This window comes from Streptomyces sp. NPDC026301 (assembly GCF_055567935.1).
This window is the reverse complement of sequence record NZ_JBVHPN010000026.1, coordinates 27,927-40,072: the sequence shown is the minus strand read 5'-3', so window position 1 is coordinate 40,072 and position 12,146 is coordinate 27,927. Positions and strand designations below refer to the sequence as shown.

General features: G+C 72.1%; 13 protein-coding genes and 1 riboswitch. Of the genes, 7 read left to right on the top strand and 6 right to left on the bottom strand.

From position 1 onward, the window contains the following. Nucleotides 1–121: 121 nt before the first annotated feature. A complete protein-coding gene (locus ACZ4MH_RS31610; RefSeq protein ID WP_467754815.1) occupies nucleotides 122–946 on the bottom strand; it encodes an enhanced serine sensitivity protein SseB in 825 nt (274 codons plus the stop codon). 131 nt (nucleotides 947–1,077) lie between these two features. After that, nucleotides 1,078–1,782, bottom strand: coding sequence for an AAA family ATPase (locus ACZ4MH_RS31605; protein WP_351590061.1), 705 nt, complete (start codon nucleotides 1,780–1,782; stop codon nucleotides 1,078–1,080). Between the two features lie 241 nt (nucleotides 1,783–2,023). Beyond that, nucleotides 2,024–2,120, top strand: a riboswitch (glycine riboswitch). A 152-nt stretch (nucleotides 2,121–2,272) separates the two neighbouring features. Here ACZ4MH_RS31605 and gcvT point away from each other — a divergent pair. The 7 genes from gcvT to ACZ4MH_RS31570 all read left to right on the top strand — a co-directional run bounded on the left by gcvT (nucleotide 2,273) and on the right by ACZ4MH_RS31570 (nucleotide 9,356). Continuing rightward, nucleotides 2,273–3,397: a glycine cleavage system aminomethyltransferase GcvT gene (gene gcvT, locus ACZ4MH_RS31600; protein WP_351589928.1), complete on the top strand. Its 1,125-nt coding sequence runs from the start codon at nucleotides 2,273–2,275 to the stop codon at nucleotides 3,395–3,397. Between the two features lie 130 nt (nucleotides 3,398–3,527). Continuing rightward, nucleotides 3,528–3,905 carry a glycine cleavage system protein GcvH gene (gene gcvH, locus ACZ4MH_RS31595; RefSeq protein ID WP_351589925.1) on the top strand — a complete coding sequence of 126 codons (378 nt, stop codon included), beginning with the start codon at nucleotides 3,528–3,530 and terminating at the stop codon, nucleotides 3,903–3,905. Nucleotides 3,906–3,974: 69 nt separating this feature from the next. Next, the gene (gene glyA / locus ACZ4MH_RS31590; protein ID WP_351589922.1) at nucleotides 3,975–5,240 is read left to right on the top strand and encodes a serine hydroxymethyltransferase; all 1,266 of its coding nucleotides are present in this window, start codon (nucleotides 3,975–3,977) and stop codon (nucleotides 5,238–5,240) included. 238 nt (nucleotides 5,241–5,478) lie between these two features. Continuing rightward, nucleotides 5,479–6,861: an L-serine ammonia-lyase gene (locus ACZ4MH_RS31585; protein ID WP_351589919.1), complete on the top strand. Its 1,383-nt coding sequence runs from the start codon at nucleotides 5,479–5,481 to the stop codon at nucleotides 6,859–6,861. Between the two features lie 485 nt (nucleotides 6,862–7,346). Then, nucleotides 7,347–7,904 carry a GH25 family lysozyme gene (locus ACZ4MH_RS31580; RefSeq protein WP_351589916.1) on the top strand — a complete coding sequence of 186 codons (558 nt, stop codon included), beginning with the start codon at nucleotides 7,347–7,349 and terminating at the stop codon, nucleotides 7,902–7,904. Nucleotides 7,905–7,991: 87 nt separating this feature from the next. Then, nucleotides 7,992–8,822 (top strand): ammonia-dependent NAD(+) synthetase, encoded by an 831-nt coding sequence (nadE, locus tag ACZ4MH_RS31575; RefSeq protein WP_351589913.1) that lies wholly within the window; start codon nucleotides 7,992–7,994, stop codon nucleotides 8,820–8,822. Between the two features lie 201 nt (nucleotides 8,823–9,023). Next, nucleotides 9,024–9,356 (top strand): hypothetical protein, encoded by a 333-nt coding sequence (locus ACZ4MH_RS31570; RefSeq protein WP_351589910.1) that lies wholly within the window; start codon nucleotides 9,024–9,026, stop codon nucleotides 9,354–9,356. A 13-nt stretch (nucleotides 9,357–9,369) separates the two neighbouring features. On the opposite strand, the gene ACZ4MH_RS31565 is transcribed toward ACZ4MH_RS31570, so the two are convergent. The 4 genes from ACZ4MH_RS31565 to ACZ4MH_RS31550 all read right to left on the bottom strand — a co-directional run bounded on the left by ACZ4MH_RS31565 (nucleotide 9,370) and on the right by ACZ4MH_RS31550 (nucleotide 12,087). Continuing rightward, nucleotides 9,370–10,089 carry a disulfide bond formation protein B gene (locus ACZ4MH_RS31565; protein ID WP_351589907.1) on the bottom strand — a complete coding sequence of 240 codons (720 nt, stop codon included), beginning with the start codon at nucleotides 10,087–10,089 and terminating at the stop codon, nucleotides 9,370–9,372. Between the two features lie 112 nt (nucleotides 10,090–10,201). Beyond that, entirely contained in the window at nucleotides 10,202–10,366 is a 165-nt protein-coding gene (locus ACZ4MH_RS31560) for a DUF5993 family protein (RefSeq protein WP_351589904.1), read from the bottom strand. A 111-nt stretch (nucleotides 10,367–10,477) separates the two neighbouring features. Further along, the gene (locus ACZ4MH_RS31555) at nucleotides 10,478–11,308 is read right to left on the bottom strand and encodes a cytochrome c biogenesis CcdA family protein (protein WP_351589901.1); all 831 of its coding nucleotides are present in this window, start codon (nucleotides 11,306–11,308) and stop codon (nucleotides 10,478–10,480) included. Then, entirely contained in the window at nucleotides 11,305–12,087 is a 783-nt protein-coding gene (locus ACZ4MH_RS31550; protein WP_351589898.1) for a DsbA family protein, read from the bottom strand. The genes ACZ4MH_RS31555 and ACZ4MH_RS31550 overlap by 4 nt, the downstream gene beginning before the upstream one ends. Nucleotides 12,088–12,146 lie beyond the last annotated feature (59 nt).

Genomic DNA, 12,146 nt, shown 5'->3' with positions numbered 1-12,146 from the left:
GCGGGCGCCCGGCCGGGGGCATGACACAGGCTCTCAGGGCGGGTCCGGCGCCCGGCCGGTGCCGGGCGCGCGCGTTCCGCCCCGGTCCGGGCCGCCGGTCCGTCTCCGTACGGCCGCGGCGCTACACCAGGTCCTGGGCGTAGAACGGCCGGACCCGCTCCCGCATCCAGTCCACGACCGGGTCCTGCGCGATGTCCAGCATGACCAGCTGGACCGGCCAGGGCACCGGTACGGCGCCGAGCGCCCGGCCCAGGGCGGCGAGCGCCCCGTCCCGCTGCGCCTGGTCCTGGATCGCGGCCGCCGGGTCGGCGACCTGCACGCCGACGAAGAGTGTGGGCGCGTCGCCCTCGATGTTCGCCAGGCAGCGGCGGGCGGTGGTGACGTACGGGACGCCGGAGAACTCCAGGCCCGCCGCGGCGAGGAAGTCCACCGGCTCGTCCTGCCAGTCCGGCTCGTACAGCCGCACCCGGCCGCCGGAGGGCAGGCCCTCGCGCGGCACGTCACCGCGGCACAGCTCGGCCACGGCGGGCGGCGGCAGCGGCACGCCGACCGTGCCGTCCGGGTTCACCGCGATGCCGATCTTCGGCGGCAGGCCGCGGGCGAACTCGCGGGCCGGCGCGACCGTGCACGGCATGTGCGCCCCGACGACCCGCAGGAACTCCTGCTCCGAGCTGAAGACGGGGACGTACGCCAGGCCGTCGGGGAGCTCCACCGTGGGCAGGTCCAGGCCGGGCCGGCCGAAGCCGGCGCTCTCGGGGCCGCCGCCCTTGGGCAGCGGCACCCATACCCGGCTGCGGCCGAGCACCTCGACGATCCGGGCGCCGGCATGGGGGTGGCCGACCGACGCGGCGAGCACCTCTTCCAGCTCGTTGGCCGGCCAGGCCAACTGCGGAATGCTCTGGTCGGTCATGCCCTGCCCAGGGATGCTCTGCTCCGGAATGTCCATGGTCACCACCCGCTTCGTACCGCGCTGCCTGGTCGGAAACCCTAGCGTCCGACCGGCCGTTTTCTCTCGGCCGTCTCACACGCGAGCTCTCTCGGCTGTCGTACACCCGAGCGCGGAACGGGCGGGTCCCGTCAGCCGAAGGTCGTCCGCTCCAGCGCGTCCGCGGCCCGCCGGTCCAGCAGCACCGTCGCCGTGAACCCCTTCGGGAGCCGGGCCGACCGGGCCCTGGCCAGCAGCCGCCGGACCGCGCGCCGGTGCCGCGCGAAGGCGTAACCGGACACGCCGCGGCCCCTGGCCCGCTGCCCGGACAGGGCCACCTCCGGCGCCACGTCGAGCAGCAGCAGATGCAGCTCGCGGCCGTCCCGCCGGGCGGTGCGCGCGATCCAGCGGCGCACCCAGGCGAGCGTGCCGCAGTCGTGCACGACCACGCTGCCGCCGGAGCGCAGCGCCTGCCGCAGGCCGTAGTAGTGCGCGACCCGCACCAGCGGCCTGACCAGGCCGTACGGCAGCGCGCCGAGCCGGCCGGCCGCCCAGCGCTCCCGTACGTCCTGGGAGTCGATGCGGTGGACGGGCGCGCCGGCCCGGTCCAGCGCGGGCACCACGCGCTGCATGAGGGTGCTCTTGCCGCTGCCCGGCAGGCCCGAGACCACCACCAGGCCGCGGGCGGGGAAGTCCAGCGCGCGGACGGCCCGGTCCCCCTCCGTTCCGCGCAGATCCGTCACGGGGGCGCCGCGGCCGGGGCGCACCACCGCCTTGGGCGCGCGTGCCCGGCGCGGCACCGCGCCGCGCGCGACCCCCGACGTCGTCGCGTATGCGGCTTGCCTCTGCACCGTGATCGCCCTCCCCGTCCCGTTCCCCGGATCCCCCGTCGAAGCCTGCGCGTGCACCGTGGTGCAGTCCCAGGCGCTTACCCGCAGAGTGTCAAGAAAAGGTAATGAGCTTCAAGCGGAGGGCAGGTCATGGCGGGTTCTCCGGGGCGTGCGGGCCGGGGCTCGGCTATCCGGCGCTCCCGTGCAATGATGTGCGCGCCACGTGCACCGTGACCGCACACCGGCGCCCAACTGCATACCGGCCGCTTGAATCCGCGCGGGAGAGTTCCCGCCAAGCCACGGCGGGGCGCCGAAGGAGCAAGTACTCCCTTGAATCTCTCAGGCCCCTGTACTGCGCGGACGAGGCAGATCTGAAAAGCGGGCCGCCCGGGTGCGGCCCCACCCAAGGTGCAAGCCGAAGCCCCCGACGGGGGCTGTCGGTGAACCTCTCAGGTTCCGATGACAGATGGGGAGACGTCCGATACGTCCCTGTCGTCCATCCCGGGAGCCCGCTGCCATGCCTGAACCCCGCCAGACCGCGCTCGATGCCACGCATCGCGCCCTCGGCGCGACCATGACCGACTTCGCCGGCTGGGACATGCCGCTGCGTTACGGCAGCGAGCGCGACGAGCACGTCGCCGTCCGCACCCGCGCCGGCCTCTTCGACCTCTCCCACATGGGCGAGATCACCGTCACCGGCCCGCAGGCGGCCGACCTCCTCGACTACGCGCTGGTCGGCAACATCGGCAAGGTCGCGGTGGGCCGCGCCCGGTACACGATGATCTGCCAGGAGGACGGCGGCATCCTGGACGACCTGATCGTCTACCGGCTGGCCGACCGGGAGTACATGGTCGTGGCCAACGCCTCCAACGCGCAGGTCGTGCTGGACGCGCTCACCCGGCGGCAGGCCGGCTTCGACGCCGCCGTGCGGGACGACCGCGACGCGTACGCGCTGCTCGCCGTCCAGGGCCCGGAGTCCGCGGGCATCCTGAAGTCGCTCACCGACGCCGACCTGGACGGTCTCAAGTACTACGCCGGTCTGCCGGGCACCGTCGCGGGCGTCTCCGCGCTGATCGCCCGCACCGGCTACACCGGCGAGGACGGCTTCGAGCTGTTCGTCCGGCCCGCCGACGCGGTCGCGCTGTGGGAGGCGCTGACCGAGGCGGGCAAGGACGCCGGGCTGGTCCCCTGCGGCCTGTCCTGCCGCGACACGCTGCGCCTGGAGGCGGGCATGCCGCTGTACGGGAACGAGCTGTCCACCTCCCTGACGCCGTTCGACGCGGGCCTGGGCCGCGTCGTGAAGTTCGAGAAGGCCGGGAACGAGGGCCGCTTCGTGGGCCGGGACGCGCTGGCGGCGGCCGCCGAGCGCGCCGAGCAGAACCCGCCGCGCAAGCTGGTCGGGCTGATCGCCGAGGGCCGCCGCGTGCCGCGCGCGGGCTACCCGGTCGTGGACGCCGAGGGCACCGCCATCGGCACCGTCACCTCCGGCGCCCCCTCCCCCACCCTCGGCAAGCCGGTCGCGATGGCGTACGTGGACGCGGCGCACGCCGAGCCGGGCACGAAGGGCGTCGCCGTGGACATCCGCGGCAAGCACGAGCCGTACGAGGTCGTCGCGCTGCCCTTCTACAAGCGGGAGAAGTGACCGCACGGCCCACCGAGGCCAGGAGAATCGGCCGCGCGGCACCCGTACGGCCGGTAGAAGTGACGCGTTCGCGTCTCACCTGTCAAGACCCTCTGCACGACCATTCCCCCGCATCCAGGAGAATCGAACCATGAGCAACCCCCAGCAGCTCCGGTACAGCAAGGAGCACGAGTGGCTGTCGGCCGCCGTGGACGGCGTCTCGACGGTCGGCATCACCGAGCACGCGGCCAACGCGCTCGGCGATGTCGTCTACGCCCAGCTCCCCGAGGTCGGCGACACCGTCACCGCGGGTGAGTCCTGCGGCGAGCTGGAGTCGACCAAGTCCGTCAGCGATCTCTACTCCCCGGTCGACGGTGAGGTCACGGAGATCAACGAGGACGTGGCGAACGACCCGTCGCTGGTGAATTCCGCCCCCTTCGAGGGCGGCTGGCTGTTCAAGGTGAAGCTGAGCGGCGAGCCGGAGGACCTGCTCTCCGCCGACGAGTACACCGCTTTCACCGCAGGCTGACCCACGCCCGCCCGCCGTACGGAAAGGGGCCCCGCCGCCCCTCTCCGTGTCTCCCACCCAGGAAGACTCATGTCGCTTCTCAACAGCTCCCTCCATGAGCTCGACCCCGACGTCGCCGCCGCTGTCGACGCCGAACTCCACCGTCAGCAGTCCACCCTCGAAATGATCGCGTCGGAGAACTTCGCTCCGGTCGCCGTCATGGAGGCGCAGGGCTCGGTCCTCACCAACAAGTACGCCGAGGGCTACCCCGGCCGCCGCTACTACGGCGGCTGCGAGCACGTCGATGTCGCCGAGCAGATCGCCATCGACCGGGTCAAGGAACTGTTCGGCGCCGAGTACGCCAACGTGCAGCCCCACTCCGGCGCCTCCGCCAACCAGGCCGCGCTGTTCGCACTGGCCAAGCCCGGCGACACCATCCTCGGTCTGGACCTGGCGCACGGCGGCCACCTGACCCACGGGATGCGGCTGAACTTCTCCGGCAAGCAGTTCAACGTGGTCGCGTACCACGTGGACGCCACGACCGGTCTGGTCGACATGGCCGAGCTGGAGCGGCTCGCCAAGGAGCACCGCCCGAAGGTGATCATCGCGGGCTGGTCGGCGTACCCGCGGCAGCTGGACTTCGCGGAGTTCCGCCGGATCGCCGACGAGGTCGAGGCCGCTCTGTGGGTCGACATGGCGCACTTCGCGGGTCTGGTCGCGGCCGGTCTGCACCCGAACCCGGTTCCGTACGCGGACGTCGTCACCTCCACCACCCACAAGACGCTGGGCGGCCCGCGCGGCGGCATCATCCTCGCCAAGAAGGACTTCGCGAAGAAGCTCAACTCGTCCGTCTTCCCGGGCTTCCAGGGCGGCCCCCTGGAGCACGTGATCGCGGCGAAGGCGGTCTCCTTCAAGGTCGCCGCCTCGGAGGACTTCAAGGAGCGCCAGAGCCGCACGGTCGAGGGCGCCAAGATCCTCGCCGAGCGCCTGGTACAGGGCGACGTCACCGAGCACGGCGTCTCCGTCCTGTCCGGCGGCACCGACGTGCACCTGGTCCTGGTCGACCTGCGCGACAGCGAGCTGGACGGCCAGCAGGCCGAGGACCGCCTCCACGAGGTCGGCATCACGGTCAACCGCAACGCCGTCCCGAACGACCCGCGGCCCCCGATGGTCACCTCGGGCCTGCGGATCGGCACCCCGGCCCTGGCCACCCGCGGCTTCCAGGCCGAGGACTTCCGCGAGGTCGCCGACATCATCGCCGAGACGCTGAAGCCCGACTTCGACGCCGCGGCGCTGAAGGCCCGGGTCACCGCCCTCGCCGACAAGCACCCGCTGTACCCCGCGCTGGGCAAGTAACGCCATCCGGCGGTCGTACGGGCTTCACGGGCCCGGGGCATCCTGTCCCCGGGCCCGTGGCCTGTGCGCCTCGCCACAGGAAGTGACCGCCCCGTAGGCCCCCTCGGTCGCGTTAGGCTCGACAGTCGGCGAAGAAACGTCCCATCTACGCCGTTAACAGCCTGCTCCCGCGGCGCGTGCCCCGCGGCACGTATCCCGCTCCCTCGCCCACCCTGAGCAGACAAAGGAGTCCGCCACCGTGGCCATCTCCGTCTTCGATCTTTTCTCCATCGGCATCGGCCCGTCCTCCTCCCATACGGTCGGCCCGATGCGCGCGGCACGGATGTTCGTGGGCCGCCTCAAGAAGGACGGCCTCCTCGCGCAGACCACGTCCGTACGGGCCGAGCTGTTCGGCTCGCTCGGCGCCACCGGGCACGGCCACGGCACCCCCAAGGCCGTGCTGCTGGGCCTGGAGGGCCACTCGCCGCGCACCGTCGACGTCGAGAAGGCCGACGCGATGGTGGAGCGCATCCGCACGACGAAGCGGCTGCGGCTGCTGGACGCCGAGATAGGCGATGTGCACGAGATCGACTTCGACGAGTCGACCGAGCTGATCCTGCACCGCCGCCGCTCGCTGCCGTACCACGCCAACGGCATGACCCTCTTCGCGTACGACGCGCACGGCGCCCCGCTGCTGGAGAAGACGTACTACTCGGTGGGCGGCGGCTTCGTCGTGGACGAGGACGCGGTCGGCGCCGACCGCATCGTGCTCGACGACACCGTGCTGAAGTACCCCTTCCGCACCGGCGACGAGCTGCTGCGGCTCGCCCGGGAGACCGGCCTGTCGATCTCCGCGCTGATGCTGGAGAACGAGAAGGCGTGGCGCACGGAGGAGGAGATCCGCGCCGGGCTGCTGGAGATCTGGCACGTCATGCAGGCGTGCGTCAGCCGCGGCACCAGCCGCGAGGGCATCCTGCCCGGCGGCCTGAAGGTGCGCCGGCGCGCCGCGAACGCGGCCCGCGCGCTGCGCTCCGAGGGCGACCCGCAGGCCCGCGCCATGGAGTGGGTCACGCTCTACGCGATGGCCGTCAACGAGGAGAACGCGGCGGGCGGCCGGGTCGTGACCGCGCCCACCAACGGCGCGGCCGGCATCATCCCCGCCGTCCTGCACTACTACATGAACTTCGTGCCCGGCGCGGACGAGGAGGGCGTGGTCCGCTTCCTGCTGGCCGCGGGCGCCATCGGCATGCTCTTCAAGGAGAACGCCTCCATCTCCGGCGCCGAGGTCGGCTGCCAGGGCGAGGTCGGCTCGGCCTGCTCGATGGCGGCGGGCGGCCTGGCGGAGGTACTGGGCGGCTCCCCGGAGCAGGTGGAGAACGCCGCGGAGATCGGCATGGAGCACAACCTCGGGCTGACCTGCGACCCGGTCGGCGGCCTGGTGCAGATCCCGTGCATCGAGCGCAACGGCATGGCCTCGGCCAAGGCGGTCACCGCGGCACGCATGGCGCTGCGCGGCGACGGCCGGCACCACGTCTCCCTCGACAAGGTCATCAAGACCATGAAGGAGACCGGCGCCGACATGAGCGTGAAGTACAAGGAGACGGCACGCGGCGGACTGGCGGTCAACATCATCGAGTGCTGAGCGGTACCGGCCTGCCCGGTGAGCGGCACGCGGCCCGTCGCCCTCCTCGAAACCACATGTGACTCAGGTCACGGAATGCCCTGGGGAGTTCGGGGCAGGCGACGGTGGTGATTCTCGTAATGCTGATTGCGCTGGCGTCGCTGGGCGCGCTGGTGGCGCGCTACGCGCCCCGCCCCCCGGCCTGACCTTCTGCCCCCATGACGGGTCCGACCCTTGCGGGTCGGACCCGTTGCCGTTTTTTGCTTGCGCGCCCGCCCGTACCCCGTCACCGTATTACCCGCGGGAACTCCCGCACGCCTGGCGGCGTTTGACGATCGACGGCACTTGTCACGCAGCGTGCACAGCCGTCGTGCACGGGGGACGTTGAGGGGGACAGCGAGCACGGCCAATACGGCAGGAAGACCTTTGAGACCTTGCGTCAGCGGGCATGTCCATGAAGGACTCGCAGTGACGCTTGGTGATCGCACGGTTGCGGGAGGATTGCAATGCTGCACGGCGTCGACGTCAGCTCGTACCAGCCCACGTACTCCACCAAGGGCTTGGACTTCGTCTTCATCAAGGCCACCGAGGGCCGCTCCTACATCAACCCCCACCAGAGCTCCCAGGCGTCGCGGGCCCGCGAGGCGGGCTGCGTGGTCGGCTTCTACCACTTCCTGTGGCCGGGGAACATCGCGGCGCAGGCCCGGTACTTCGTCGACAAGTGCGCGTCCAGACTGGGCGACGTGCTGATAGTGGACTGGGAGCGCACCAGCGCCGGGACGTACGCGAGCAACGCACAGAAGGACCAGTTCATCCGCGAGGTGAAGGCCCTGCGCCCGGACCGCCACCGGGTGCTCCTGTACTGCAACCGCGACTTCTGGCTCAACCACGACACCACGTCCTACGCGGGCGACGGCCTGTGGATAGCGGACTACGTCAGCGCGGGCCACCCGCGCATCAAGGCCAGGTGGCGCTTCCACCAGTACACCGACAGCCCGATCGACAAGAACGTCGGCCAGTTCTCCAGCAAGGCCGCTCTCAAGGAGTGGGCGAACGCCGAATAGAGTTTCCTCGTACGTACGCGCCTGTGTGCCGGTGCCGCCCGCCCCTCCGCGGGCCCCGGCGCCACAGCGAGACCACGAGGAGCCACCGTGACCGACCCGGCGTCCATGAGCCTGCAGCAGGAGATCGCCAGGGATCTCCAGGTGTCCGCGTCCTTCGACGCGCACGAGGAGATCGAGCGCCGGGTGGCCTTCCTCACCGAGCGGCTGACCGGCACGGGGCTGCGCTCCCTGGTGCTCGGCATCAGCGGCGGCGTGGACTCCACCACCGCGGGCCGGCTCTGCCAGCTCGCGGTGGAGCGGGCCCGGGCGACGGGGCACGACGCGACGTTCTACGCCATGCGGCTGCCCTACGGCGTCCAGGCCGACGAGCACGACGCGCAGCTCGCGCTCTCCTTCATCAAGGCCGACCAGCTGCTCACGGTCGACGTGAAGCCGGCCAGCGACGCCGCGCTGCAAGCCGTACTGGAGGGCGGGGCGGCCTTCCGCGACGCCCACCACCAGGACTTCGTGCAGGGCAACATCAAGGCCCGGCAGCGCATGATCGCCCAGTACGCGGTGGCCGGCGCCCGGGAGGGCCTGGTCGTGGGCACCGACCACGCCGCCGAGGCGGTGTCCGGCTTCTTCACCAAGTTCGGCGACGGCGCCGCCGACCTGGTGCCGCTGACCGGCCTGACCAAGCGCCGGGTGCGCGCGGTGGCCGAGGCCCTCGGCGCCCCCGCCGAGCTGGTCTGGAAGACCCCGACCGCCGACCTGGAGACGCTGGACCCGGGCAAGGCGGACGAGGACGCGCTCGGCGTCACGTACGACGACATCGACGACTTCCTGGAGGGCAAGCCGGTCAGCGAGCAGACGTACGAGACGATCGTGCGCCGCTATCGCCTGACGGCCCACAAGCGCGAACTGCCGATCGCGCCCTGAGGCGGCGCGGGGGCCCGGCCGGCCGCCGGGCCCCTGCCCGGGCGCTCCCCGTCCGGCACGGAAAATGTCATGCCCCCGCAAGAGGGTCTTCCGCCACGGGACGGTGAATCGTGGCCGCCGACGGGCATGCATCGGGCCATGGGATGCCACCAAGTGCGATCGGAAGATCAACTGTCAGTGGGTGCGCCTACGCTCCGGAGCATGAGTCACGCAGACCTGCGCGAACTCCAGACCGCGCTCACCCTCGCCGCCGACCTCGCCTCGGGCCTGCAGACGGCCCCCAGCCGACGGGACGCCGACCAACTGGTCGACGTCCTGCGGCGCGCCCTGACCGCCGCCGGATCGCTCGGCTCCGACGACGGGCCGACCGGCAGCCCGACCGGCTGCGCCGCGCATCCGCACGGCGCGGTGGACCCGCTGTACGGCGACCCCGAAGACCCGCTGCCGCCGGGGTACGGCAAGTGCCTGCTGTGCAACGACCGCCGACGCCGGGCGGACGCCCACCCGCACCCACCCCTGCGCCGCACGGCCTGACGGCCCGCGCGCCTCAGCCTCGCATCCCCAGGTCGTACAGGAGCTGGTAGCGGCTGGGGGCGACGGGCAGGAAGGCGTGCAGTCCCGTCTGGAGGAAGACGGCCACCGCGCTCACCGCGATGACCACTCCGGCGAGCAGCAGCGCGGCCTGCCCCGCCGTGCGGTGCAGGCCCTGCGTGGGGATCCGCCGCGCCGTGGTGAGGTGCGAGGTGACCAGCACGGCGGCGATCGCGAGCACGGACGCCTGGAAGAACAGCCACGCCCAGACGCCGGCCGGCAGCCCTTGGACCGCGTCACCGTACGCCCCGCTGCCGTACGCCGCGCCGCCGTGGGGCCCGCCGCCGTGCGCCCGGCCGCCGAGCAGGAGGTACGGCAGCGCCTGCCAACCCGCCGCCAGCGAACCGGCCGTGCAGCCGACCAGCGCGAGCCCCCACCCCATGAGGTAGTCCCGGCGCGGCACCGCGCCGCGCAGCCCCTGCCGGACGATGTGCGCGGCGCCCAGCAGCGCCAGCACCATGAACATCCGCTGTACGACGCAGAGCGGGCACGGCGCTTCCCCGGCGACGAACTGGAGGTACAGCCCGGCGCAGAGCACCGCGGTCCAGCCGGTCACGAAGAGGCAGGCGAACCAGTACTGCGCGCGGGCGATGATTCCCGGCGGCCCGGGATCCAGTGCGGGAATCGCCGGCGTACTCATCGGCGTGGTCATCCGCCCGGTCAGCAGTGCACTCATGACAAAGAAAACTCCGGTCCAGTCGTCGGTCCAGCCGTTTCCGGTCCGCCGGCGGGAACGGACCGGCGGGGCGCGGCGCGATTCATTGCGCCCCGGCGGGACGCGGCGCGGTTCATTGCGCGAGACCGAGCGCGAGAATTCCGCTGACATGATGCGCCATCAGCCACACGACGGCGGCGAACATCGCCGACCACACCGCGACCACCGCCAGCCGGCTCCGCTGGCCCACGATGCACAGGAGCGTGGCGAAGAGACCGGCGAAGAGGAGGGCGTCCATGGCACGGCAACGTAGCGGCCGGCCGGCGCCATCCCGCGTACGCCACGGAAGGTCACCGGCCGCCGCCCCGGATATGAGCCGAATGGCCCTACGCGTCCCCCATGGGTGGGATCAGTCCTTCGTCTGCTTTTCCGGACGCAGCGCGATCCGGCCGAGCACCGCCGCGACCACGAGCGCGGCCGCCGCGATCAGTACGGAATCCGGCACGGCGGCGGCGACGCCGGACACCCATTCCTCCAGCCGGAATTCGGATTCGGTGTCCAGAATTCCGGGCAGCGCACTCGTGCCGTTGAACGCCAGGAAAAGAATTCCGATGCCGATGAAGAACAGCCCGGAGATCAGCGAAGTGGTGTGCAGGCGCAGCGGCCCGACGCCGAATTCGCGGCCGCGCAGCCAGCCGCGCCGCCCGAGCTGAAAACGGTCCCAGAGCAGGGCCAGGACGAACAGCGGCAGCGCCATCCCCAGCGCGTACACCGCGAGCATCGACGCGCCGTACACGGGCGAGCCGCTGACCGCCGTGACCGTGAGCACGGCGCCCAGGATCGGCCCGGCGCAGAAGCCCGCGAGGCCGTAGACGCAGCCCAGGAGGAAGGTCGAGACGGCGGAGCGGGGGGTGATCCGGGCGGCGGCGGACTGCGCACGGCGGGACGCGAAGCCCAGCCCCAGGATCTGCAGCACGCCCATCGCGATCACCACCCAGCCGCCGACGGCGATGAGCAGGTCGCGGTGGCCGTTGAAGAGCCGGCTCGCGGCGGTGCTGGCGGCGCCGAGCGGCACCAGCGTGACCGACAGGCCCAGGTAGAACACGCCGGTACGGGCCAGCAGCCGGCCGGGCGTGGCGAGCGAGTACGCGAAGAAGGCCGGCAGCAGCAGCGCGCTGCACGGGCTGAGCAGGGCGAGGGCGCCGCCCAGGAAGGCGGCGAGGTAGCCGATGTCGGTCACTTGCCGCCCCCGCTCTTCCCCGCCCCGCTCTTCCCCACCCGGTCGGCGGCCTCGTCGATGGCCTGGGTGAAGGTGGCGGTGGGCTGGGCGCCGGCGATCGGCGCCCCGTTGACCAGGAACGACGGCGTGGACTGCACGCCGAGCTGGTAGCCCTCCTGCTGGTCGCGGTCCAGCGCGGCCGCCGACGCGTCGCTCTTCATGTCGCGCCGGAAGCGGTCGATGTCCTTCACGCCGCTGTCCCGCGCCAGCTCGACCAACTTGCCCTCGGCGAGCGCCGAGCCCTTGCGGCTCTTGGCGTACAGCGCGTCGTGCAGCTCCCAGAACCTGCCCTGCTGCCCGGCGGCCCAGGACGCCCGGGCCGCCCGCTCGGAGTCCTCGCCGTAGAGGGTGAAGTTGCGGAACTCGATGCGCAGGACGCCCTCGTCCACGTACTTCTCGATCAGTTCGGGCTGGGTCTCGCGGGCGAAGCGGCCGCAGAAGCCGCACTGGTAATCGGCGTACTCGACGAGCACGACCGGCGCGTCGGTGCGGCCGATCGCCAGTGCGTCGCCCTTCTCCCGGCGCGAGGTCTGCTTCGCGAGGTCGTCGTACATCTTCTGGCGGCCGCCGGGGTCCTCGGTCTCGACGGACGCGGCGGGTCCGGGCTCGGCGGCCCGGTGGCTGCCGCCGCCCTCGACGGCCGTGCCGACGGCGATGCCCAGGGCGACGAGGCCGACGATGAGGGCGAGGATCGCGCCGACGGCCGCGAGGCGGCGGCCCGGTGAAGCGGTTGCGGACATGGGTGTGCTCCTGACGTACGGATGCGGATACCGGGGTTGCTGCCGGAGAGCGACGACCG